At 34.4% G+C, this 23,224-nt stretch carries 25 protein-coding genes and 3 pseudogenes; 6 read left to right on the top strand and 22 right to left on the bottom strand.

Annotated features, from left to right (window positions below):
- Positions 1–508: 508 nt before the first annotated feature.
- The 5 genes and pseudogenes from LO754_RS10020 to LO754_RS10000 all read right to left on the bottom strand — a co-directional run.
- Positions 509–994: an NUDIX domain-containing protein gene (locus tag LO754_RS10020; RefSeq protein WP_231786155.1), complete on the bottom strand. Its 486-nt coding sequence runs from the start codon at positions 992–994 to the stop codon at positions 509–511.
- A gap of 172 nt (positions 995–1,166) precedes the next feature.
- Positions 1,167–1,730: a signal peptidase I gene (gene lepB, locus LO754_RS10015; protein ID WP_231786154.1), complete on the bottom strand. Its 564-nt coding sequence runs from the start codon at positions 1,728–1,730 to the stop codon at positions 1,167–1,169.
- A gap of 414 nt (positions 1,731–2,144) precedes the next feature.
- Positions 2,145–2,777, bottom strand: coding sequence for a type 1 glutamine amidotransferase family protein (locus LO754_RS10010; RefSeq protein WP_231786153.1), 633 nt, complete (start codon positions 2,775–2,777; stop codon positions 2,145–2,147).
- Positions 2,778–2,851: 74 nt separating this feature from the next.
- On the bottom strand, positions 2,852–3,814 hold the full coding sequence (locus LO754_RS10005) for a helix-turn-helix transcriptional regulator (protein ID WP_231786152.1): 963 nt from the start codon (positions 3,812–3,814) through the stop codon (positions 2,852–2,854).
- A 574-nt stretch (positions 3,815–4,388) separates the two neighbouring features.
- A pseudogene (locus tag LO754_RS10000) lies at positions 4,389–4,796 on the bottom strand (PBSX family phage terminase large subunit); the annotation flags it as partial.
- 113 nt (positions 4,797–4,909) lie between these two features.
- Between LO754_RS10000 and LO754_RS09995 the strand changes: the two are divergent.
- Together LO754_RS09995 and LO754_RS09990 are read left to right on the top strand one after the other, a co-directional pair.
- Positions 4,910–5,125, top strand: coding sequence for a type II toxin-antitoxin system HicA family toxin (locus tag LO754_RS09995; RefSeq protein ID WP_108030887.1), 216 nt, complete (start codon positions 4,910–4,912; stop codon positions 5,123–5,125).
- 84 nt (positions 5,126–5,209) lie between these two features.
- Positions 5,210–5,641, top strand: coding sequence for a type II toxin-antitoxin system HicB family antitoxin (locus tag LO754_RS09990; protein WP_108030888.1), 432 nt, complete (start codon positions 5,210–5,212; stop codon positions 5,639–5,641).
- On the opposite strand, the gene LO754_RS09985 is transcribed toward LO754_RS09990, so the two are convergent.
- Entirely contained in the window at positions 5,638–5,778 is a 141-nt protein-coding gene (locus tag LO754_RS09985) for a hypothetical protein (protein ID WP_158694860.1), read from the bottom strand. The two genes, LO754_RS09990 and LO754_RS09985, sit on opposite strands and share 4 nt — an antisense overlap.
- 698 nt (positions 5,779–6,476) lie before the next feature.
- Between LO754_RS09985 and LO754_RS23435 the strand changes: the two genes are divergently transcribed.
- Both LO754_RS23435 and LO754_RS09980 read left to right on the top strand, forming a co-directional pair.
- Positions 6,477–6,605, top strand: a complete 129-nt coding sequence (locus LO754_RS23435) for a hypothetical protein (protein WP_255313812.1) — start codon at positions 6,477–6,479, stop codon at positions 6,603–6,605.
- A gap of 486 nt (positions 6,606–7,091) precedes the next feature.
- Complete coding sequence (locus tag LO754_RS09980) at positions 7,092–7,433, top strand: hypothetical protein (protein ID WP_024361862.1); 342 nt, start codon at positions 7,092–7,094, stop codon at positions 7,431–7,433.
- 392 nt (positions 7,434–7,825) lie between these two features.
- Here LO754_RS09980 and LO754_RS09975 read toward each other — a convergent pair whose 3' ends face one another.
- Positions 7,826–9,526, bottom strand: a complete 1,701-nt coding sequence (locus LO754_RS09975) for a hypothetical protein (RefSeq protein WP_231786151.1) — start codon at positions 9,524–9,526, stop codon at positions 7,826–7,828.
- A 343-nt stretch (positions 9,527–9,869) separates the two neighbouring features.
- A pseudogene (locus LO754_RS09970) lies at positions 9,870–10,259 on the bottom strand (ester cyclase); the annotation flags it as partial.
- A gap of 274 nt (positions 10,260–10,533) precedes the next feature.
- Between LO754_RS09970 and LO754_RS09965 the strand changes: the two are divergent.
- Positions 10,534–10,791 carry a hypothetical protein gene (locus tag LO754_RS09965; protein WP_231786150.1) on the top strand — a complete coding sequence of 86 codons (258 nt, stop codon included), beginning with the start codon at positions 10,534–10,536 and terminating at the stop codon, positions 10,789–10,791.
- 45 nt (positions 10,792–10,836) lie between these two features.
- Here the strand turns inward: LO754_RS09965 and LO754_RS09960 are convergent, their stop codons facing one another.
- The 7 genes from LO754_RS09960 to LO754_RS09930 all read right to left on the bottom strand — a co-directional run bounded on the left by LO754_RS09960 (position 10,837) and on the right by LO754_RS09930 (position 15,930).
- Complete coding sequence (locus LO754_RS09960; RefSeq protein ID WP_024361866.1) at positions 10,837–11,577, bottom strand: lysozyme; 741 nt, start codon at positions 11,575–11,577, stop codon at positions 10,837–10,839.
- A 219-nt stretch (positions 11,578–11,796) separates the two neighbouring features.
- The gene (locus tag LO754_RS09955; protein ID WP_024361867.1) at positions 11,797–12,276 is read right to left on the bottom strand and encodes a glutathione peroxidase; all 480 of its coding nucleotides are present in this window, start codon (positions 12,274–12,276) and stop codon (positions 11,797–11,799) included.
- On the bottom strand, positions 12,263–12,730 hold the full coding sequence (locus LO754_RS09950) for a MarR family transcriptional regulator (protein ID WP_231786149.1): 468 nt from the start codon (positions 12,728–12,730) through the stop codon (positions 12,263–12,265). The genes LO754_RS09955 and LO754_RS09950 overlap by 14 nt, the downstream gene beginning before the upstream one ends.
- 159 nt (positions 12,731–12,889) lie before the next feature.
- A complete protein-coding gene (locus LO754_RS09945; RefSeq protein ID WP_231786148.1) occupies positions 12,890–13,348 on the bottom strand; it encodes an SMI1/KNR4 family protein in 459 nt (152 codons plus the stop codon).
- 177 nt (positions 13,349–13,525) lie between these two features.
- The gene (locus LO754_RS09940; protein WP_231786147.1) at positions 13,526–14,419 is read right to left on the bottom strand and encodes a DUF3298 and DUF4163 domain-containing protein; all 894 of its coding nucleotides are present in this window, start codon (positions 14,417–14,419) and stop codon (positions 13,526–13,528) included.
- Between the two features lie 7 nt (positions 14,420–14,426).
- On the bottom strand, positions 14,427–14,981 hold the full coding sequence (locus tag LO754_RS09935; RefSeq protein ID WP_024361871.1) for an RNA polymerase sigma factor: 555 nt from the start codon (positions 14,979–14,981) through the stop codon (positions 14,427–14,429).
- Between the two features lie 106 nt (positions 14,982–15,087).
- Entirely contained in the window at positions 15,088–15,930 is an 843-nt protein-coding gene (locus LO754_RS09930; RefSeq protein ID WP_024361872.1) for a polysaccharide deacetylase family protein, read from the bottom strand.
- Positions 15,931–16,322: 392 nt separating this feature from the next.
- On the opposite strand from LO754_RS09930, the gene LO754_RS09925 reads away from it, so the two are divergent.
- The gene (locus tag LO754_RS09925; RefSeq protein WP_024361873.1) at positions 16,323–16,871 is read left to right on the top strand and encodes a hypothetical protein; all 549 of its coding nucleotides are present in this window, start codon (positions 16,323–16,325) and stop codon (positions 16,869–16,871) included.
- A 272-nt stretch (positions 16,872–17,143) separates the two neighbouring features.
- Here LO754_RS09925 and LO754_RS09920 read toward each other — a convergent pair whose 3' ends face one another.
- The 7 genes and pseudogenes from LO754_RS09920 to LO754_RS09890 all read right to left on the bottom strand — a co-directional run bounded on the left by LO754_RS09920 (position 17,144) and on the right by LO754_RS09890 (position 23,072).
- On the bottom strand, positions 17,144–17,452 hold the full coding sequence (locus LO754_RS09920) for a hypothetical protein (protein WP_024361874.1): 309 nt from the start codon (positions 17,450–17,452) through the stop codon (positions 17,144–17,146).
- 57 nt (positions 17,453–17,509) lie between these two features.
- Positions 17,510–17,890 carry a DUF7668 domain-containing protein gene (locus LO754_RS09915; RefSeq protein ID WP_231786146.1) on the bottom strand — a complete coding sequence of 127 codons (381 nt, stop codon included), beginning with the start codon at positions 17,888–17,890 and terminating at the stop codon, positions 17,510–17,512.
- 269 nt (positions 17,891–18,159) lie between these two features.
- Positions 18,160–18,507 (bottom strand): YhjD family protein, encoded by a 348-nt coding sequence (locus LO754_RS09910; RefSeq protein ID WP_024361876.1) that lies wholly within the window; start codon positions 18,505–18,507, stop codon positions 18,160–18,162.
- Complete coding sequence (locus tag LO754_RS09905; RefSeq protein ID WP_024361877.1) at positions 18,500–18,832, bottom strand: YolD-like family protein; 333 nt, start codon at positions 18,830–18,832, stop codon at positions 18,500–18,502. The genes LO754_RS09910 and LO754_RS09905 overlap by 8 nt, the downstream gene beginning before the upstream one ends.
- 11 nt (positions 18,833–18,843) lie before the next feature.
- Positions 18,844–20,103: pseudogene (locus tag LO754_RS09900) on the bottom strand (Y-family DNA polymerase).
- A complete protein-coding gene (locus LO754_RS09895) occupies positions 20,100–20,321 on the bottom strand; it encodes a WYL domain-containing protein (protein WP_024361879.1) in 222 nt (73 codons plus the stop codon). The pseudogene LO754_RS09900 and the gene LO754_RS09895 overlap by 4 nt, the downstream one beginning before the upstream one ends.
- Before the next feature lie 147 nt (positions 20,322–20,468).
- The gene (locus LO754_RS09890) at positions 20,469–23,072 is read right to left on the bottom strand and encodes a cation-translocating P-type ATPase (RefSeq protein WP_231786145.1); all 2,604 of its coding nucleotides are present in this window, start codon (positions 23,070–23,072) and stop codon (positions 20,469–20,471) included.
- Positions 23,073–23,224: the final 152 nt, after the last annotated feature.

The following is a 23,224-nucleotide window of genomic DNA, read 5'->3' as shown; positions in this document are numbered from 1 at the left end:
GTAATATAAGGATTAAAAATAGCCCTGTAAACGAGAAGTTTATAAATCTTTTTCTATCTATACCAAGTCTTAATTCCCAGAGTCCCAGACACACTAAATATAAACCTAACAACATACTAATCATTGGTAATATCACTATGTAAATACTCATTTCGTTTTCTCTTTTAATGATTACGTTACATATATCTCTTTGAACTGACACAGTCCCTTTACTTTAATACGTCTAGCATGAATAGAAGTTCCAATTTTAAGTGATTTATCCATTAATATTTAACAGTTAACAGATGCCTTGATATTAGGGAAATTTTAAAACATGAAAAGGAATAATAAAAACTTAACCATTCTAGAGTTGCTACTTTTCATAGAACCGCTCTCTGCATAAAAAGCTGAATCAAAAATGTCACAAGAAAAGTCACAAACGTTGATTTAACAACATTCGTGACTTTTTGGTGTACGTCCAAACTTCTATTTGGGAACGTTATTTTGTATGGGATTGTATAAAATAACTCTAACGAACTTGATATACCTCATTTAGTTTATGCTCTTCTATTAAATCAATGTTTCTAGGATTTTGCGTATATTCCTGTAAATAAGGTCCGATGTTTGCGTACATTTCAATATTTTGTAACTCTAAAATAGGTAGCCATTTTACATCTATTTGATTTGAATCCGGGTTTTTTGGAAATTTTGGTGTACTAGGGCTTTTTATTTTGCATTCAAACATCATAACCAATGTATGTATTTTACCAAATTTATCTAAATTAAGGTGAGGTGTGTATTCATAAACAAAAGCTAGTGGACCTACTTCTACATCTATACACGCTTCTTCTTTGGCTTCTCTTTTTACTGTTTCTATAATTGATTCATTGGGTTCTGCACCTCCAGCAGGTAAATCATAAACGATACCTCTTATTGGGTCATTATACACCGTTAATAATATTGCATTATTTTCTATTATTATTGCACCAGCTCGAACTCTAATATGAGAAGACATTTAAAACCTCCTAAGTTGATATATTAAGGTTTCTAGAAGATGTTATTGAATTCCTTTCAATGTCACCAAAGTTTCCTTTGGGAACGTTTATAAGGTTTTTTTTGTATACTTTATAAATCCTTGTAACACTAAATATCCGTTATTGTAATTATAGGTTCTCTGATGAATCGTATTATTTAACAATACCTACACTGTCAAATGGATAAAATCTAACGTTGGCTTTCCCTAATACTTTATCCATTGGTACTAATCCCACACTAGAATATCTACTATCAATACTATTTCTCCTGTTATCACCTAAAACAAATAAGTAGCCTTCTGGTATCGTGGAATGATCTGTTAAAGACTGTAAAGTGAAATCTTTTGTTAGTGTACCAGTGTCTAGTAGTTGTTTTTTATACAAATCTAAATATGGTTCTTCCGAGGCTTCATTGTTTACATAAAGGGTGTCATCCTCATAAGCAATATGGTCTCCTGGTAATCCTATGACACGTTTAATATAAATCTCATCATTAGGGGTTTTGAATACGATAACGTCAAACCTTGCAATACTAGAAATTTTCTTACCAATTTTATTTACTAGAACGAAGTCTCCATCTTCATATGTTGGCATCATTGAAGCACCACCTACTCTAGTTGGGGAAACAATAAATGCCATCGTAGCGATAACAATAACACACGTTATTACTGTAGACTTAACCCAGTCTAATAATTCCTTTTTCTTAGATTTCTCCAAAATAATCAACTCCTTGAATTACCATTATATAAATTATAAACTATTTTTTCCATCTACTTGTAAATTAAAATATAAAACCTTCCCAAAGTGTCGTTATTTGTACCATATCTTAAAAAATTGATATTCCGCAATCTGCCCTTTAATGAAACCGAGCACTAATCCTTATTATAGAATCGCGCCCGATTGTAGAAGATTGTTCCAACATAATTGCCAAAGAAAAAAACACACCTTTGTTCAATAAGATTAAAAAGAGGTTTAGTTACCAATTCTATTTATAACAACTTCAGGAGTGCTTTGTAAGTTTTTTACTTCCATAAACTATATTTAAGTTATATACAAAAACCATACTTTGACATTGTCTAAAGCATGATTTTTATTTGAACTAATATAAAACTGCTAAGTTGATTTTTTAGCTCAGCTATTTATTGAATTCATTAACTGGAAGAAGTATTCAGGTTTATGAGTCTTATTTAGGTTATACCATGAATGTAATGTGTCGGGTGCAAATACATCTAATTTTTTCAGTACTTCCATCGTAAATTCTAGAGGTGCTACTCCTGATGCAGTAATCAAATTCTCACCAGATACCGCAGGTCTCATCTCATAAAATTTTTCCCCTTTATAATTAGGACAGACCATTTTAATATACTCTAGGTCATTGCTTGTGTGTTTTCTAGAATCTAAGTATCCCATATTCGCAAGAGCCTCAGTTGCACCACAAATTGCAGCAACAATAGTGCCAAACTTTAAAGCTTGGTCAATTCTCTCCAAGACAGGTTGATGAATTTCTTCCCTCCAAGTAGTCCCTCCTGGTAAAATTAAAAGATCTTTACTCTCAAGAATACATTCATCAAGTGAAATATCTGGTTTTATGCTCAGTCCTCCCATAGTAGTAATCATTTCTTTATTAGCTCCTACTGTAATTACTTTTAAAGGTGCTAAATCTTTTTTGAAATATCTTCCTGAGTTAAGTTCAGCAATTAAATATCCATATTCCCAGTCCGACATTGTATTAAATACATATAGAAAAACTTTTTTTGTTTGCATCCAATAACACTCCAATCACAATTGATATAGCTATTATAAAATAACTTCCCTGACAGTTAACGTCAGGGAAGTTATCATACTTGATGAAATTTTATTAATTCCGACAGAACTTCAATAATTCTTTTCTTAAGACTTGTTGGCTCGATAACTTTAATAGATTTATTGTACGGTAAAAGTAAATAAGGTACATATGTATGTATTATATCTTTATCAAGAAGAAAAACTGCTTGATTTGAAGTCCGTGTTTGTAAATAATGTCCTAAAAACCAATGTTGGCAAATATCAGCCAATACACTTTTATCCCCATTAATAACCAAAGAAATAATCCTATCTTTATCTTCTATAGTTGGAAGAAGATTTTTTATAAAAATGTCACGTGCTGAAAAATTTTCTGGCCGGTTAAAATTATTTTCGGTTAGCATTAGACTTTCAATTCGATCTACTCTAAAACTACGGATATCATTCCTCAGATGACAAAATCCAATCACATACCACTTATTATTCCAATAGATAATTCTGTACGGATCGACCAATCTATAATTTAATTGCTTTTCGCCACTTTTATGGTAAAGAATTTTTACTGAGTACCCGTCAGCTATGGCCTGCTCCAACTCCTTCAAAAAAGCTTCCATAGAGAGTGAACTTAATCGACTTATTACTTCAAGACTAGTTAAATGTTGGTTGATCTTTGTTTTCTGCTCTTGATTTGAATATTTGCTTAGCTTTGAAATAGCCCTATTTAGTGCTTCGCCGCCATAATATCCAGCTTCTTCTGCAAAAACAGCAGCATGATAAAGTGAAGTTTGCTCCTCAAAATCAAAAAAAAGAGGAGCCTCAATAAAATTGTTCAATAAAGTGTATCCACCGTTATGTCCTGGTTCTGAAATTATAGGTACGCCACTTGTTGAAAGTGTATCAATATAACGATACACAGTCCTTATATTCATCTCTAACTTTTCCGAAATTTGTTTTGCAGTAATTTTTTCACCTGAACGAAGCATCCATAGAATTGCTAACATATTGTCAATTTTAGGCATATAATTCCACCTCTATATAGTATTTATTATCTATCATATAAGTTTATTTTTCTTAATTAGTTATAAGTAAACTCTAGTTTATCATTTAAATTTAACTTATTTCCTTGAATTAGATTATTCTGTCTTTTTAGTTTAAGTATAATTCTTAACAATCTATTTCTGATTTTTAGTATAACCCATCATCTGCGTTATTAGTTTAAATAAAATTCCCCACTTGATACGCATAAATCCCAATAGGGCGCGATTATTGAGGAAGATTAATAACACATATTTTCTCTTTATTTTTACCCCTCTCTGCTAAATTTCTTTCTCCACTCGTAAAAACTTACATAAGGTAAAGTCACACTTGGTCGCTTAACTTCTTTGTAAGCTTTGTTAAACGCCTGCCTATACGTTAGTCCTAAATCATCCATGTAGTCTCTGCCTCGTCTATATTCAGGAAGTTTATCGTTTACTAAGTAAATCGAAAGAAACCGGCACTGAATATCCATGGATGCAACGCCCCATATTCTCAATCCTGTGTGCCATTTCAGTGTAGCTTTCACCTGCTTGTAAACTTTGCGCTATCTCGATATTCAAACTTCTTATAATGTCGTTCACTACATTCCTCCAACCAGATAAGTGAGATATTGTTGATTGATTTTAGCTTTTCTGGTTTATCCATACCTCGGAAGATGATTTTTGATCCGTTTGGAAACTTTACTGTCATTAGTGATGAGCTTATCTTCATACTTACCCCTAACCCCAAATCTTCGATGATTTCGCTAAATAAAGAAAACATACTTTCCCTGTGGGTATCGTAAACTTCACGAACGACTAAAGCTGTACGTTTTTCCTCAAGTAATTTAAAGATCATTTTTAATGCAGCATGATAGGATTTCGATGAGCCATAACCACCGACGAGGAGTTGAGTCTTACAACGCCAGTCGAATAGGAAAGTTTCGAAATGTGGATATACTTCTTTTTCAATTAATAGTGTCATTTTACTCAACTCCTTTAACATTACACGCATAAAAAACACGCGTATTTTTGCACTCCAAAATAGACACGCATTATTAATGCGTGTTATAATAGAATTAGAAAGGAGGTAAGGTAATGGGAAAGCAAGTAACCGTAAGAGAAGCGCTAAAAAGACTCAAAAAAGAAGGATTCATCAAATCTCCTACTCATAAGGGTCCTGGCAGTCATCAAAGATACATACATAAAGATGACCCAACAAGATTTGCAGACATTAGCTATCATAGTAGTGGTCAAGCGATTCCTAAAGGAACTTTAAGAAGTATCGAACGGACATCAGGGGTTAAGTTTTAACCCCTCCGCTTTGCTTATTACCTTACCTCGTATGGATAAACATATAATAATTAAATAAAACTAAATCAGAAATGAGGTTTTAAATTGAGTTACCCAAATCATTTTATCTTTCCTGTTGTTGTTGAAGTTGCTGAAGGTGGTTTAGGAATGTATTTCCCTGATTTCGAAGGAACTGCCATCCTGGCCGAAAATATTACTTCTGGTATTCGAGAAGCTAAAGAAATGTTGGCATTTCGTATTTTAGAATTAGAAGAAAAGGACTTACCTGTTCCTGCACCTTCGACTCCTGAAAGCATCGAGCTATTAGATTCTACTGATCGAACTGTATTTATTGACATCTATATGCCCCCATATCGTAACGAAGCAGCTAACAAAGCAGTAACTAAAAACTGTACGCTACCTCGTTGGTTAAGAGATGCAGCTGAAGATGCCGGTTTAAACTTCTCTCAGATACTTCAAGCATCCCTTAAAGAAGCTCTTGGTATTGAACAAAACGACAAAAAAGCAGCCAATTAAGGTTGCTTTTTTTTGCTGACAATATTAATTTCTATAGGTTTATTTTGTTGATCAGAACCAAGCTTTTCAATCTCCAATTTGGTTTTATCAATATTCACCTGCATCTGCTCTAGCTTCAATCGACTTTCATCATCCATATATACCATTTCTTCAAACTGACGAATATTTAATTATCATTTCATGAGCACAGTGTCGTTTTGTACGTGTCCTTACTAAATACGGTAGATCACAATAATTTAAACATTCCTGTTATACCATCGTATCAGAGTTGTCGCTTCTATATTTTTAATTTGTACATGTTGTAATCGCTCCGTTCTTCCCCCGACACAAGCCCTGAGTAAAAATGAAAGTCATTGAGATGCGATTAATAGGTGCACCAATTAAATAGAAGTTTATTTTAATATAAAAAAGCCATTTCCGATTCGGAAACGACTTAAAAATTAATCGCACGAAGAACCTCCAGAATCACTGTTACTTGAAGTGGTGTCTGAACAATCATTTCTATCTGTATCTTGTAACGAAAAGACTGAACCTGATGAAATAAAATCAGTTGTATTATTTCCTGAATAGTTAGAACGGCTTCGATTGGTAGAACTATAGTTAGTACTTCTTATCTTTTTTAAGGTAATTATAATCCCTACTATCAAGACTAAAATTACTATTGCAATAAAGAACTCCCCCACGCATTACACCTCCTTTGTACAACAGTTTAATTTTACCATTTAAAAACAAATTAATCATTAGCTTACTCTCAAAAGCAAGTACATGTAATTCAGCAGGGAGAGCTGTGGCTATATTTGCTATAATTTAATTAAAAATATTGGGAGGTATTACATTGGATTCTTCTGCTATATTTACTATTTCAATAGCAATTGCAGCTTTCTTCATTACTGGTATTAATGAAAAGAAAATTAAAAAATTAGAAAAACGAGTTGAAGAGCTTGAAAGAAACAAGGAATTTTAATTATATAATAGTATTCTAGAGCGATAGTAATCGCTCTATATTTTTTTACTTCCCCCATTTGTTGAAAACCTTTGTCCTCACTGAAACCACTATGAACTTATTTTAAGAAGTCATTGCCTCCAAACTTATCAAGATTATATTTCTCAATTTGAACAAATTGACAATATTTCTGACAACACATCCACTGTCTTGAATTATGGTGGACTGCACCACTACACAACCTTCAGACGAATAGAATCATCACTTTGAACGCCATCACTAACTATTGATAATTTTTTATATTTCCCTCTCATTAGGTATTTCTATCAGGTATTATGCATTGCTAGACAGTCTCACCTTTGTTTATATTTTCACTTATTAGTTTTTCTATTTAATTTTTATTAAAAAAGACTTGGTTAATATGACTAGAGAATGTAACAGAGCATTGCATACTATAAAAATGTAATCTGCAGATTATAACTTTTTGTTTGAAGGAGGTGAATATATATGCCTTTAACTACTGGTCCAATTGAAAATACAGGTAATCTACCAGCTAATGCCTCTAGTGTGCGTGTCAAAATTCTTAATCTAACTGGAGGTTCTCTATCTGGAGTAGTCCGCGTTTATCGACTTAATGGCACAAGACAATTACTATCTACAACTCCTTTTTTAGCCGCTGCAAATGCTTCTACTTTTGTAACACCAAGTGTAGCTGGTTCGTTCCAATATGAAGTTGAAATTGCTCCGAATCAAACTGGTGGATTATATAGCGTTTACGGGCGAACAGCATCAGGTGTTATCATTGATGCTCAAAGATTTGTGAACTCAGAATTAACACAAATTCTTTAATTTTATAAATCTAAGGGTTAAAAACGTATAAGCCCTATTTTTCACATGCTTATATTGTTGACCAAAAGGCATAAAGAAGTGCACTCTTTATGCCTTTCGTTATTTTTAGCTCTATTTGAACATTCCTAATGTCTTATTGGAAATATGGTTGTAAGGTCAGGAAATAAAAAAATTTCCCGGGTAAGCGCAAGAAACGACATGTTTTAGCTAAACTAGCAAAAGCATTGCTCACGGATTCTTAAAAACCCCTATCCCTGTTGATAAAGGCATGCAATTCCTAAGATTCTAATGTCGATTTAGCTCACTTCTAGCATCCCGTTCCATATTTCTAGTGAATCAAAAAAGAACTTACGGTTGTTTATTACCCTTTTATCCGTAGTGAGCTTTAACTATTAATTTAAAGCAAAATTGTTAGATTGATCCACTACTAATGCCATCGCTAAAGCGTAGAATGCTCGGCGTGCTCCAGCACAGTTTGGAGATTCTTTATCAGTCGTAGTAAGGTCTGTAGCAAAATCAACAGTTCCATTTGTATTGCAAGCATCGGCTAATATATCTAGGCGAGCTAAATCCCAAAGACCTGAACGACCATGGGAAGGAAACTTACTTTGACCATGTAATGATTGCCCAATATCAAGTTGCAGTTTTATGGCCTTTGATACTTTATTATCAATGCTTGTAGAACCTTGCCCCGTAACGCCAGGATAAACATTAAATAATCCAATCATTGCTTGATTGATGCCCTCACCTTTATTAGGCATTTGCCATGGATTCTTCATTAACGCTGATGAACCCAACATGGCATTCTCAGGAATGTACATTCCCCAATATTTAGCATGGCTAAACAAATGACTAATTAGGTTATTTTTAATAATTGCATAGTTATCAAAAATAGCCTCGTAAGTATTAATTAACTGCGTAACCATAACTGCCGAATCCGAATCGTTATTAGGAACAAGACTGTTCCATGATGAAGCTGTCGGATTTTCTATTAAGCTTGCATAGATTTGCAAGAATGTTATAGCAAATGCATTATATGCTGGAGAATCGAATCGCGCACGTAACATATTATTTGTCAGGTTCACTTCAGAAAACCCATGCACTGGAAGAACCCTTTTTGCAGATAATGAATTGTTATAGGGCTCTTGCTGGAAACAACCTTTAGAGGCATTAGCCACTGAAGTATTGATTCCCCATTGAGTATAACTAAGTACATCACGAATTGCGTTTTTCAAATTATGTGCAGGTTCTAAGGAAGCTCCAGTCTCATGAACCTTTACATCATATATATGTGCTGCCATCCAACACGCAATCGCATTCAGCGAAGAATTCAGAATAAATCTTTGGTTTTTCGTATTAAAATCTGCATGATGGTTCAAATAATTTTTACTACTAGTCCCTGGTTGAATACCAGCAAACACAACCTTTCCTCCATCATCAAGAACTGTTTGTTTATCTAAGTAAGTTTTCTGTGGATCTGTTAATGGCTCTGCCGTTGTTATCCAATAGCCAATTTGACCGGCATATGGCCCCGTAGCAAAACGGTACGATTTTTCTACATCATCATATGTCCAAGCAGATGGCGTACGATAGTACATAATAATATGGTATTCTTTAGAATTTAATACTTCATTAGCAAAATGGTTTCGGTATTGCACTAACAACGCATCTAAATTAGAAAAGGAAACATCGTTCTGTGTTTCATCTAACTTTTTTAGCATTGCTGCACCTAAATAAATTAAGCCTGCTAATTGATCAATTGGATTTGTTGGGAAATTTAATGCTTTATCGATTAGTTTTGGAATAATTATATTAACAATTTCCTTGTAAACTTCATCACGTTCTCCATTTTGAGCCTTTTGTTGGGCGAACTGAGCACAAAACATCATTAATTGCCCAACACCTTGTTGTATTGGAGAGGAATTGAATATTTCACTAGAACCATTTAATAAATAGTTTTGGATAAATTTTCGTACTCGTGGATATCGACCTTTATCCTTTTTATAAGGATGTTTTAAAGATGACGGCTCAGTAGTTAGTAGAAATGCCTCTGCGAAGGCATGAGCTTCTTGTAATGCTGTAAATTGTGTCAAATCAAATCACTCCTATTTTTTCTTCGTTAATAAATATACATTTTGCCAAGATTTATAATTGTAGCGTACTGGTCAGTTATCATTCTATTATGAAGCTAATACATAAATAGAAATATTTACCTTAATACCCCTTTATTATACATGTTAAACTTATAAATCCATAATATATAATATCATTAACCTAATCTCTCGAAGTTTTAAGCTTGACCAAGCAATACAAAAAACAGAATTAATCTATGTAGAATTAACTCTGTTTTTAAATCGAATATTTAATTTTAGCACTAGATTATAAAAGAGAAAGCGGTCGGTTTGCCCAAAATATTTCCAAACACTAGGGATGTTATTAATTTTTATTGCGTTCCAGTTGTTTTTCCATACCAGCACGATCAATTTGAATCCAATATTCTGCTATTTTTTCATTTTCAATGCGGTATACAGCACTTGCTATTTCAATGACTGGAAGACCTGTAGGCTGAAATCCATCAACTTCACCAATATGCTTGCCAACCTGTTTCCAGCGAACATAAACTTTAAAATCTTGGACCATCAACTCTTGAATTTCTAATGAGAAGTCACCATAAGCCTCTATCATTTCTTTTACATGATCAGCGTATTCTTTAGGCGTTCTTAGTACTGTTAATTCCTCTTCAGAGATTACTTGGTGGGCCAATACTTGCTCTGCCATTAATTCCACTGCGTAATCTGGATTACGCCCCGAACGTACTTCTTTAAAGCTTTGGTGTCATTTGAACCCTCCACTGAACTTTACTATATATTTTGGTGAAGATCATTAAATATTTCCATGATTAATCATAATGCGAACGCTTATAAATTGAAACGTTTATCTTGTCTTGTTTTGTACTCAAAATCATCACTTTGTCCATTGGCAAAAGTGTTTAATATAGGAGCTAAACCATTTTATGCCTAACTTTTGATTTAAACTCTCGAATTAAAAAATGGATAAGGAATAAGATGTAATAAGGATTTTCGGTTAGGGAGGTGAAAAGATGAGTAAAGACAAGGATAATTTTACTGATCTTTTAGCGGGTATGGAAAATGATGCTGCTAAGCTAGCAGTTATTGCGGGAATTATTACTACATTAGGAGATGTCTTAGCTACTATCGCAGCAATAATGGCATTGGAGGAAGCACAGAAATCAAACAACAATAATAATAATAATTCAAACAAAATTGATGAATTAGAAAAACAAGTTCAATATTTAACAAAGGAACTACATAAACTTAAACATTCAAGAAAAGTTTAGTGTCAGGCACACAAACAATTCTGAATTGTTTGTGTGCCTGACACCCTAAAGCGTTGTCCCACGAATCGTTGCGTAACTTAATTTATTTGCTAAAATAGCGCGCTCGGCAATGATTTTTGCTTCTTCTATTGCGTTATACCAACCACTTATAAAACGCCAGCCATTTTCATTTGAGCTACCTTTTACTGGTTCTGCATACGCTAAATAATATTGTTTTAATGCGTCGTTCATCGCAGCTAACATTGCCTCTTGACTATTATATTTCCCACTTTGAATACGGAATTTCTTTGGCTCTTTGTCAATCTCAATATATTCTATTTTTTTACTTACATCTATTATAACAACAGGCTTTAAAAAAAGGGCAATTTCGTCTAGACGACGATTCACAAGCCCTTGTAGCTTTTTTCCACCAGCATTACAGTATAATAGCATTTCTTTGCTTACTTGTTCCCATTGCTTATTATTTAAATATACTAATAGGGCACTATTTCTTAAAATATATCGTCCTAAATTATATTGGAAACTTGCCAGTGCATCGTACTGATTTTGGTTAAGTGGCACTTTAACATAGTATTCAATGGTAGTAGCATGCTCTTGTGCTTGCTTTCGTAATAGTTCCCACGCATCTTCTTTTGTAATGGTTTGCCCCTTTTCAACTGCTTTGCCACTTGGCCATTTTGTTGTTCCGTAGCCGATGGTCCAAACATTGTCAGGACCTATATAGGCATCGGAGCGAAACCCTTCCCACTTCGCTATGAGATTTAGTGCATTATTTGAAATTTCCATCTATCTATTATCACCCTTTCTTTTTCTGCTCCTTCTCTAGTCTATTCAATTCTTAATATCCGAACGTTTACATAGATACAGAACAAGGAAATATAATCGTCATTTATACAATTAAGTAACAATATGAAGCTTTTGGAATACCCACATTCAAAATAAAAGCCCTCCATAATAGGAAGGGCTTTTGAAAATGTTAAAACCGCATTTTTCGCTGTTTCAATATTAGTGTAAATTCAAAACTTTTTTTATATCCGACTCAATGCTTTTTGGCTTATCAGTTGGACCAAATCGAGCTACTACTTCTCCTTCTGGATTAACTAAGAACTTTGTGAAATTCCATTTAATATTACTTCCTAAGAAGCCTTTCGAATGCGTTTTTAAATAATTATAAAGAGGATGTGCTTCTTTACCATTTACCTTGATAATTTCATGCATAGGAAATGTAACGCCATACGTTAAACGGCAAGCTTCAGCGGCATCCAGCGCTGAAGACATTTCTTGCTTAAATTGATTAGATGGAAAACCTAGCACTTCTAACCCCATATCTCGATAAGAAGTATACAATTGTTCTAATTCTTCAAATTGTGGAGCTAAACCACATTTTGTTGCAGTGTTGACTATTAACAAAGCCTTACCTTTGTATTTTTCTAAACTATATTCTGAACCATCTTCTAATGTTACATTGATATCATAAATACTCATCTTTTACCTCCATGTTATTTAATTGGGTTAATAATTCATTTAAATTTTGCAACTGTGCCCTTAAATCACCGTCTATTACTGTCAAAGCATCACAATGTGCCATTTTCTCCACTAACTTTTCTGTAATCAACGTTTCAGTTGCTCTTGCCTTCTCAGTCAAAGAAATAATTACAGCACGTTTATCCTTAGACGATGTTTCTTTCGTCACCCATCCTTTATCAACAAGCTTATTTAATATTGGATTTAACGTGCCTATGCCCAAACTCAATTTTTCGCTAATTTTTTTCACCACTAGACTATCTTGTTCCCATAAAGCAAGTAGCACCAAATACTGTGGATATGTCAAACCAAATGGCTCCAGCACTTGCCGATATAACTTTGTAAATTGGTTAGCTGCCTTGTATACAGCAAAACATAGTTGATCTTCAAGTAAGAAAGCTTTAATTTTTTTCACCTCACAATATATCGCATACGATGTATTTTTATTTTATATCGTATGCGATGTATATGTCAATTTATTGAACTGTTTAAAATACTAATGAAACTTGCAATTACCATAGCCAATATCTAGCTCCCTGTGTAACAATAAATCTGTCCAGCCAAGTTTCAAAGTTCATAGGTAGCCTTTGAATGTCTCCTTCATGAACAAAGATAAGATAATTATCCTCCCCATTAGCAACTTTTGAGAATCAACGAACATATAATCACCATATCCTCTATAATTACCCATCATAAACCAATTTTTATCATAGGCACTTTGATAGTATATATTGGTCTCATATTCATGGATATAATTTAATATCTGGCTTAAATTAAATATTTCAAAGAAATCATAACCAAGACCATTATCATTAAATAATTTCGCTCCATTACTATGTTTTAAAAATAAGCACAATTCCTTCGGTAAAACATGCTGAGTTTCTAAAGTGAATTCCTGTAGTTCATGATTTGATATTGGACAATTCCAATCACAGGTTACATTTAAAATTTCTCCATTCTCCCTTTGTATGATAATGCTGTTCTCTTTATCTAACCTTTTATTTAATGCTGTTAAGATTAATTCAATCGACATATTATCTTCACCTAATTTCTAATAGTTTACCCACCAAGGAGATGTAGTACCTCGTAATTTTCGTTAAAACAGAAATAATGATAATATTTGCAATATAGTTACTTTATCGACAAAATACTATAAAAACCCAGTACCTTTTGTAGAGGGAACTGGGTTTTCTCTGTTGTTTTAATATGTTTAGCGTTTAATCTCAAATTCTTGTGGACCAGCATAGGGTGGAGCAATGTAATATTCATAGAAAAAGATGACTGGATTTCCTTGTTCATTAATATAGAAGTTTTTTGACGTATATTCGTCTATTCCACCATCTCCCTTTGAAGAATAATATTCTTGATAGTACGACCAAAGATTTTCATCGGTCTTCGCACGTTCCTTCACTTGACGCTCTATTTCTGGATCAACTATTTTTTCGTAATCTTTTCCTAGTAAATCTTCTAACGTTAGTTCCTTTCCTGTTGTTAAATCAATATTATAAAAATACTTTGTATCAAATGTTAATCCATTTGTAGTTTCTGTTTCATTAATGATAAATGACAAGATTTTTGCATTTGAGCTTTTTACTTCATAATCAAATTTGTATGTGCTAGGTGTATATTCATTAATATCCCTTACATCCTCGCTCTCTCCAAGGAAGTTTTTCTTAAATTCCGCTGAGTCCTGTTTTGCTTTCGCAGCAAGGCTCTCAATTTTTTCCTTAATCATCGTATTAATCTGATTTTCTAATGATGGATTCCCTATATCAGAGAATTGAGGAATTTTAATATGTGCATCAATCGAATCTGTCTTTTCTATATATTCATCAATCGTAATCACTTTTACTACTGCTCCTAATACAGGAACCTTTGACATTGCCAGAGCAAAAGTCGGACTTAGATTTACAAAGAACATGAATAGTAGACAGGCTGTTAAAGGAATCACGATAAACTTCATTTTAAAAAACGTTAAAAAATCTTTCTTCTTGGGCATCGTTTCATTTTCAGCCATTGTTAATACTTTTTTTCGTATCCTTTCCTTATTTAATAAGTTTTCTTCTATAACACGTTTTAATACCTTTCGTTCATGCTGCTTCATAATCGCCTCAACCGTCCTTCCCAAACTTTTTTCGTATTTCATGAGTGGTGCGGTAAATATAATTTTTTATCGTGGATTGATTTAAATGTAGTAATTTTGCAATTTCAGGAATTGAAAGTTCAGCATAATAAAATAAGTAAAATACCTTTTGCACTTTTTGAGGTTTGGTTTGCAAAAAGCTCCAAATGTCAGATAATAATTCTTTGTTTTCTATTGCCATCTCTATCTCATTTTCATATTGCTCTATGTCCGTATCTGCATGATTATATTCTTCATCTTCTTTATTTATATCAAACAACGGTATGATACGCTTTACTTTTTCTTTTAAAGAATAATGTTGGTAGATTTTAGATTTAGCGATTCGTATGACATAAGCCTCTGGGTTCTTTAGATAATCAATGCCCTTGTCCTTTAGTATTCGATACAGCGCTATATAAGTTTCTTGTATTATATCCGGGATAACACTCGTATGATTGCATTTGCTAATGACATACACTACACATTGATGATAGGTTTTGTCATAAATTTCATTAAATTTCTCTTCGATTCTTTGAGTATTCAAAGGCTCACCTCCCGTTAAACGTTACTAGGGAATGCAATATACGAATGTTGAATAACATTGTTATTATGTCATGGTTTTATGGACTACATTCGTTTCCTTTGCACAATCAATTGCCGAAATAGGGATCGACTTTTTCACTTTTTAGCGATAACAGTTCTGATACTGTTACAAATTCATATCCTTCTTTTTTTAATGCCATTAATATTTCTGGTAAGGCTTCAGCTGTTGCTGTATGAATATCATGCATTAACACTACTGATTTATTTGCGATTTGATTTAAAATTTCGTTTTTTATAGCTGCTGGGTTGCGACTTTTCCAATCTAACGAGTCGACAGACCACATAATTGTAGTATAATTTTCTGACGCGGTATAATTTAGAATATCTTGGTTGTATATCCCGTATGGAGGTCGAAATAAGGTTGGAGTTACACCTGTTGTTGCTTCAATAATTTTGTTTGTTTTATTGATTTCTTCTGTCATTTCATTGTGCGTCAATTTCTTTAAATTTGGATGACTAAAGGTGTGATTTGCTATTTCGTGACCTTCAGCAACGACTTGTGCCGCAATATTTGGATACATCTCAACTCTGCTTCCTAACATAAAGAATGTTGCCTTTGCTTCATGCTGCGCTAATGTTTGTAAAACGCGTGGTGTAACTTTGACACTCGGGCCATCATCAAATGTAAGTGCTATATATTTTCCGTCAGGATTCAATGCAACTGTTTCATTCTCTAATTCTTCTTCCTCTTCTTCTGTCCCTTCTTCCTCTATTACATCCTCACTATCATCATTTTCTTCAAATCTTGCCTTATCACTTGCAAGATTTTCAGCTTGCCCATGCTCTTCAACTTGTCCACCTAAAAAGTAGTATCCCGCACCTAGCATGATAGTAAAGAACAAAATGACCGCTACAAATCTTGTCCATCTAATTCTTTTCCTTGCTTTCATTCCAATACACCTTTCTTTGCTATTTTTTCTTTCTTAATATAGAAGAGAATTAGAGAGTTGAAAAAGTTTCAATGAAACTAAAAAAATTTTAATTATTTTGTAGGACAATAAAAAAGCATGAAAAGTCTTGATAAATATCACGTGTTCATCATGCGCAGTGGATGCGGTCTACAGTTCGGTATATGATAGTGTGGGTAGTACGCGGCATTAATGGCGGACAGGCGTATAGTGGAAGAAGGGAAGATTAGAAGTAATGTAGAATATAAAAATGAATACTTTGCCAATCGTTTTGCCCCGTCACATGGGGTACGGGTATTAAAAAGTTGGCTCAAGGAGATGAATGCCTTTTTCGTGTTGTTCCCTTGAACCGAAGCAAAAGGAGTGAAATATGCATGAAAGAACCATCTGAACAGCTTATTGACATGCTTGGCCATCCATATAGTCCTAAAAATGTTCAAGCTTTGCTGCAATCATTCAATGTCAAGCGAATGCCTTCCCCGAACAGCTATTTCAACGACGATATTATTTGGTCTGTAAAAGCATCGATACGCATTGATATTTATCGTGCCTCAAAAATAAATGATTTGACTGGACTCCACTATACAAATCAAGATGAATGGATTATTGGTGCTATACATTTTCTTGCTCCTGGATCAGATGACCGAATTAAAAAGCCGTTTTCTGGAAAGCTTCCTAAGGGAATCACGATGTGCTCAACACCAGATGAGTCAATAAAGGCATATGGTCGACCTGAAATGGATGAAAAATGTGCGTGGCCTGGGTTCTCTGGTCAAATTTTGGCTTGGCGCAAGCCGAACATAAATATCGCAATTGAATATGCGGATAGTGCAATCGATTGCGTAATGAGAAGCTACACTGCCTGTTTAATTGGCTGCATAGGCGCATGGCGAGACGATAACCCTGAGGTCTTTTCTCCCTGATGGTCAGTCGATTACACCGTGCTACGGGTGGTAGTTCGTTCGCTCTCAAATAAATGGCACTCTTTATCAAACTTTGAGCGCATGTTTTGAAAAAAGATTTCAAAACATGCGCTTTACATTTGTTCTTGTATCAAGGTTGATATGGTTATGAAGACCTTCATTAATCCTTATGTCACGATTGAATTTTATCTTGCAAAGAATTGTCGATAATATAAAAAAGACACCGAGGTGTCTTATGTATTGTCAAGTTACGTTTATGGACAATCTGAGAGTTAATTATAATAATGAAATGCAAAACCATCTTCTGGTTCGCCCACTTCATATCCCAATAATTTTGTAGCGCGTTTCTTAAATAATGTAATCCATTCATTCCATTCTTCTGATGGCAATTGAGCATAAAATTGTAGTCCACTTGATTCAATACTTACTTCTATCAATTTACCATCTGAACCATACCACTGTGGACAGCCGTTTACAAAGTGGTTCCAGTTAGGCATTTCTCTATATAAACGCTCCAACTTATCCCAAACTTCTTGTGGTGCAGAATAATGAATATTCAAATTCATATTGTATATTTCCATATATTCTCCTTTAAATTTAGATTTATAAGTTGATTTGCGACTCTTCAAATTATTGTTTTACTGTGGGTCAACTGTGATAAAAACACTTTTTAATCCGTTATCCGTATATAAAAACTCCATTTGTAAACACATATCTGCCAGTTTTGAATTTGAAGTTAAATCATAATCAACTGCAAATCCACTGTTGTCCTTGAATTCATAAAAGTTAATTTGTGCATATTCGTATTGGGGATGGAAATTACATGGAGCTCCATATTCATCAAATGAATCCAATCCATTTAAGTTTAATGTTTCTTGGACATAATGGAATAAATAACCAATATCATACACTTTAGATTCATCCACATAATTTAATATTTTTTCATATTCTTTACGATGCATTACTTTTAATATATTGGTAATAACAGTTATGGCATATTGTTTATTTTCACTTTTCATATTGAACCTCCCAATTCTATTTTTCTTTCCATTCAACTGTATAATATCATACATTTTTGAGAAAATTTATTTGAACTGGAGATACCCGTGTAATGCCATTTTCGGTTTGCCTTAGCGAGTGTTTTAGTTGTATACGACTCTAATCAAATTTTATAAAATCTTATACTTAGTTAAAAATATTAACTCCATTTTGACAAATCTCTTTGCAAAATGGAGTATTTTCGGTTTTGCTAATAAATAAAGGTTGAAAGAATTTTTGTCATCACTCTTTATTCAACGCGCCGTATATGATTAATCAACAGCTTCTCCACCTGTGATTTAAGAGCTTGATTTGCATAACGGAGTACTACATCATTCCCTGCAGTAGCAACTTGTACGTCACTAAAGTATTCATCTATCGGTTGCCAACCTACTACTCGTATACGTTTTTGTGCAAGTTCTCGTTTGAGATTAAAATATTCTTGTCTTAGCTCCTTTAGTAATGAATCCATCATTGGAAGAAATACTGTTTTCATTTTAAACTGCTCTAATTTACAATAATCAACCTGTAATGATTTAACTGCTAGCTCTAACAAAAGATACTTATGAAGTAACTGTCTTTCATCGGCTTTAATCATAGTAATCAGCATCCAGTTGGGCTGATTGAATATTTGGGATGGGGATACTCTCCGTTTTAAGTAGCGTTTCAAGTATGAGGTCATTCGTATTCATCGATTTAACTATACCAGTCCATTGTGTGATTGTATGGTCCTTCCACACTTCTACTGTAACGGTCAACTGTTGATTAAAAGCTTGATTAATTGTTTTTTGTAGTTCTTCCAGTTCCCATTCAGTCAATTCTCTTGGCTGTTCCATATACTCTTCTTTGTACTCTCTGAGAAGCTCTAAATGTTCTGGCAACATCATCGATGCCCATTTAATCGTCCCTCTATCTTTTATCATTCCAATCACTCCTATGCCAAATGACCACCAACTAAGCGATCTCGTTTTATAGCTGTACCAGCTTTTGTATAAGAAACGGCTCTTAATATTGAGGTAGCTCCAAACCTGTTACGTATGGCATCCATTGTAGGACCAATTATCTGACGTTGCGGCTTACGTTCATCAAATAAATCCAATTGAATACTATGCTCTTTCTCTAGGTTGGATATTCTGACTGATAATTGTCGTGCTGGCTCTCCAGCAAAATGTTCATCCAGTAATTCAATACAAGCTTTATACATCACAAGCGTTTCACTTGTCGGCACTGCAATGGTTTTCGAACGATGAAACCCTTTGGTCATGGCATTATGACTATAGGAAAGACCTAAGCTAATTGTACGGTCAACAAACCCTGCATCACGTGTGCGCTTCATTACGTCTTCACACATTTCTAGAAGCACTACCGCAATCTCTTTTCGTGTGTGATAATCCCTCATCAGCATTTGACCCTTACCAAAACTTAATGCTCCGTTTGTTATTAACGGCTCCCCTAATTTAGATAGATCTATTCCCCATGCATGGTAGTAGAGTTGATTGCCCATTACCCCAAAGCACTTTTCTAATTCTGCTAAATCTGCATTAGCCAAACCACCAACTGTTTGTATTCCCATAGCATTTAGATTTGCCTCCATTCGTTTTCCTATGCCCCACATTTCAGATAAAGGTCGAACAGGCTACAGTTTCTTTGGAATATCCTCATACGTCCATTTAGCAAAACCTGTTTTCTTTGCTTCAAGGTCTAAAGCTAATTTGGCGATTAACATATTGGGTCCCATACCTACTGCACTAGGTATACTAAATTGGTCAAGAATAGCCTTTTGTATTTCCTTGGCCGTCTCTTCGGGTGAACCCCAAAGCTTTTCCGTGCCAGTTAAATCAACAAAACTTTCATCCACACTATACACATGTATCGCATCAACAGGTACGTAATTAGCGATCAATTTTGTAATCGTCATCGACATTTGAATAAAGAAACTCATTTTAGGCTCAAATAATCTAATGTCAGGATGTTTTGGTATCTCATAACGTCTACTGCCAGTTTTGATTTTATATTTCTCTTTCATTAATGGTGATGCAGCAAGCACTACGCTACCTGGCTGGTCAAAATTCGCTACTACTGCAACTGGTGTTTTTAAAACATCTAATCCATGTAACATCGCCACGATACTAGCGTAAAAACACTTCATATCGATACACATAATAGGTCTATTGGGCATCGCCTCATAATTCACACGACATCACGCTCTTGTGTTATAACTGGAATAATTGCAAGAACATTGCTGATAATAAAAGTACGCTTTGCTTGTCGTGTGAAGCAATATGCAGAAAAGCAGTTATTTACAACTTTTATGATTTTCACTTGCCTTTTTGTAATTTCACCGCATTTGGATACATACATCATATGAACTGACTGATTGCGTTGCATTGCTTTTATTAACTGTTCTTTCATCCAACATCCTTCTCCCCTCGTCCGTAAAAAGAACGTTTGTTTGTATTTATATTTTACGCACGTACGTTCCTTTTTACAACTGGGAATTTAAAGAAATATTAAAAGTGTCAAGCACTATTTGGGTGCCTGACACTTTATGAAGTTGCCTTATTTACTTCTGACAAACAATAGTTTAAACCACTGATTAACTAAAAACGGCATAAACGATAAGCTATAAATAAAGCCTAATTGGGCGCCACTTAATGCGGCCACTTCGAAGATACCCGTAAATGATGGAACAAATAATACGGCATGTAAAGCAACAAAACCGATTAAAAATGCTAACCAAGTATATTTATTCGAAAATACACCAATGGCAAAAATCGATTGCTTCGATCTGGAATTAAAGCCATGAATTAATCTCGACAAACATAAAGTAGTAAACGCCATCGTACTAGCTGTTAAAGTATCTCCTGTTGACAATCCGATTTCAAAAGCAACAGCTGTAGCAATTGCAATTAATAAACCTTCCAGTATAACTTGCGTCGTAAAAGCTTTATTTAACAATGGTGTGCGAATATCTCTTGGCTTGTCCTTCATGGTGTTTTTATTATTTGGTTCCAGTCCAATGGCAATGGCCGGCAAACTATCGGTAAGTAGGTTAATAAATAATAGATGAACAGGTGCAAATGGAACGGGTAAACCTAATATAGTAGCATATAAAACGACAAAAATTGCCCCTGCATTTCCAGATAACAAAAATAAAATCGCATTTTTAATGTTCGTATAGATGCTTCGTCCATTCGAGATTGCTTTGACAATCGTTGAAAAATTATCATCTGTTAATATCATAGATGATGCATCTTTCGCTACTTCAGTACCGGTTATTCCCATTGCTACACCGATATCAGCTTGTTTTAAAGCGGGACCATCATTGACACCATCACCGGTCATCGCAACGACATTGCCCTTTTCCTGCCACGCTCTCACAATACGAATTTTTTGTTCCGGCGTTACGCGAGCATAAACTGAAACATCTTGAACTTTTTCTTGCAGTTCGCGATCCGTTAAACCTTCAATTTCAGCTCCTTCAATCGCTTCGGATGGGTCCTGTAAAATCCCGATTTGTTTGGCTATGGCAGTGGCTGTTATTTTATGGTCACCTGTAATCATTACAGGTTTAATACCTGCTTTAATACAGCTTTCAACGGCTGCCTTCGATTCCTTTCTAGGTGGGTCCATCATTGCTATTAATCCTACAAAAATTAAATCTCTTTCATCAAATACAGTAATTGGACGGCTTTCTCTTACTTCCTTATATGCAATGGCTAATACTCTTAAACCATTCATTGAAAAATCTCGATTCACTTCTTCGATTTTTTTTCGATGTTCTTGCGTCAGATTAACTAGACCTTGCGACGTATTCATTTTTGACATTTTGAATAACAGAACGTCTAGTGCTCCCTTAGTAATCATAATACTTTGCTGATTAATCCGATTAACCGTACTCATAAGCTTCCGATCTGAATCAAAAGGGAGCTCTGCCACCCTTGGACAATGGTCTCTAACAAGTAATTCATCAAAATCATACTGCTTTCCTAATTTCACAAGGGCAATTTCAGTAGGATCCCCGATTTCCTTATGATCTCTTTCCAACGCATCATTACATAATAACGCCTTTAAAATCAGATCTTTCTCAATTGCATTTTTCATATATAGTTGATCGTGTGGAATCACTTTCTGATTAACGTATACATGTTGGACAACCATTTTGTTTTCAGTTAAAGTCCCTGTTTTATCTGAACAAATAACCGAAACACTTCCCAAACTTTCAACAGCAAAAAGCTTTCGTATTATAGCATTTTCCTTTGCCATTTTTTGTGTCCCAAAAGCCAAGACAATTGTGACAATCGAACTTAATGCCTCTGGTATGGCGGCAACTGCCAACGAAACAGCAAACATAAACGATTCTACTAATTCACGGCCTCGAACCAAATCAATTGTGAAAATAACAACACAAATCATCGTGATGCCTAAAGCTAATTTTTCTCCAAATTGATCTAGACTTACTTGTAGAGGCGTTTTCTTTTCTTTTGCAGTATCGAGTAAATTAGCAATTTTCCCAATTTCCGTGTCCATTCCGATAGCTGTCACAATAACAACGCCTCGTCCATTCGTGACAAAGCTTCCAGTGAAGACCATATTTTTCTTATCCGCAATGGTTACATCTTCCTTAATCGAATCGGCACTTTTTGCGACAGCTAATGATTCACCTGTCAACGAACTTTCATTAATATGAAGATTATGGCTTTCTAGTAATCTTCCATCAGCATTTATATAATCTCCAGCCTCCAAATATAGAAGATCTCCCACAACGATATCTTCAGAAGGAATTTCTATTATCTGATTATTACGCATTACTTTCGCTATGGGCGAAGACAGTGCTTTCAAATTACCTAAAGATTTTTCTGCCTTTACATGTTGAACAGTGCCCAGAACTGCATTTAAAATAATAACAATCAAAATAACAATCGTACTTTCTACTTCACCTAATAGAAATGAAATAAAAGCCGCTACCATTAAAATAATCACTAATAAATCTTTAAACTGGCCGAAAAAAACGGCAAGTGTACTTACCTTTTTACTTTCCTCTAAAACATTATACCCGTAAACCTCTTGCCTCTTTTGAACGTCATAATCACTCAATCCCTGATTGGTCACATTCAGTTTATTCATGACTTCAACGGACGACTGCTGATGATACTGTGTCATTTGATTCTCCTTCCAGTGTAAATTATTAATAATAGTTGTGTTATTCAACATAGAGCGGACTATTGCAATAGAAGGAAAACAACTTTATCTTTATTGCACAGTCTTTTAGCTATCAAAATGTCGTTTCTATCACTTTACCTTTTGACTTGTAT

It is taken from the genome of Lysinibacillus sp. GJ-1 (genome assembly GCF_021166035.1).
Classification (GTDB): domain Bacteria; phylum Bacillota; class Bacilli; order Bacillales_A; family Planococcaceae; genus Lysinibacillus; species Lysinibacillus sphaericus.
The sequence above is the reverse complement of the archived record's forward strand: the minus strand, read 5'-3'. Positions and strand labels throughout refer to the sequence as shown.

Excerpts from the sequence above, each read along its gene's own strand:
- LO754_RS09920 (WP_024361874.1), bottom strand. The coding sequence starts at position 17,452 with ATGGAAATATACAATATGAATTTGAATATTCATTATTCTGCACCACAA.
- LO754_RS09960 (WP_024361866.1), bottom strand. The coding sequence starts at position 11,577 with ATGGAAATTTCAAATAATGCACTAAATCTCATAGCGAAGTGGGAAGGG.
- LO754_RS09955 (WP_024361867.1), bottom strand. The coding sequence starts at position 12,276 with ATGAGTATTTATGATATCAATGTAACATTAGAAGATGGTTCAGAATAT.
- LO754_RS09925 (WP_024361873.1), top strand. The coding sequence starts at position 16,323 with ATGAAAGAACCATCTGAACAGCTTATTGACATGCTTGGCCATCCATAT.
- LO754_RS09930 (WP_024361872.1), bottom strand. The coding sequence starts at position 15,930 with ATGAAAGCAAGGAAAAGAATTAGATGGACAAGATTTGTAGCGGTCATT.
- LO754_RS09965 (WP_231786150.1), top strand. The coding sequence starts at position 10,534 with ATGAGTAAAGACAAGGATAATTTTACTGATCTTTTAGCGGGTATGGAA.
- LO754_RS10020 (WP_231786155.1), bottom strand. The coding sequence starts at position 994 with ATGTCTTCTCATATTAGAGTTCGAGCTGGTGCAATAATAATAGAAAAT.
- LO754_RS09980 (WP_024361862.1), top strand. The coding sequence starts at position 7,092 with ATGCCTTTAACTACTGGTCCAATTGAAAATACAGGTAATCTACCAGCT.
- LO754_RS09995 (WP_108030887.1), top strand. The coding sequence starts at position 4,910 with ATGGGAAAGCAAGTAACCGTAAGAGAAGCGCTAAAAAGACTCAAAAAA.
- LO754_RS09890 (WP_231786145.1), bottom strand. The coding sequence starts at position 23,072 with ATGACACAGTATCATCAGCAGTCGTCCGTTGAAGTCATGAATAAACTG.
- LO754_RS09945 (WP_231786148.1), bottom strand. The coding sequence starts at position 13,348 with ATGTCGATTGAATTAATCTTAACAGCATTAAATAAAAGGTTAGATAAA.
- LO754_RS09940 (WP_231786147.1), bottom strand. The coding sequence starts at position 14,419 with ATGAAGCAGCATGAACGAAAGGTATTAAAACGTGTTATAGAAGAAAAC.
- LO754_RS10005 (WP_231786152.1), bottom strand. The coding sequence starts at position 3,814 with ATGCCTAAAATTGACAATATGTTAGCAATTCTATGGATGCTTCGTTCA.
- LO754_RS09905 (WP_024361877.1), bottom strand. The coding sequence starts at position 18,832 with ATGATAAAAGATAGAGGGACGATTAAATGGGCATCGATGATGTTGCCA.
- LO754_RS09910 (WP_024361876.1), bottom strand. The coding sequence starts at position 18,507 with ATGATTAAAGCCGATGAAAGACAGTTACTTCATAAGTATCTTTTGTTA.
- LO754_RS09915 (WP_231786146.1), bottom strand. The coding sequence starts at position 17,890 with ATGAAAAGTGAAAATAAACAATATGCCATAACTGTTATTACCAATATA.
- LO754_RS09985 (WP_158694860.1), bottom strand. The coding sequence starts at position 5,778 with ATGGATGATGAAAGTCGATTGAAGCTAGAGCAGATGCAGGTGAATATT.
- LO754_RS10010 (WP_231786153.1), bottom strand. The coding sequence starts at position 2,777 with ATGCAAACAAAAAAAGTTTTTCTATATGTATTTAATACAATGTCGGAC.
- LO754_RS09895 (WP_024361879.1), bottom strand. The coding sequence starts at position 20,321 with ATGAAAGAACAGTTAATAAAAGCAATGCAACGCAATCAGTCAGTTCAT.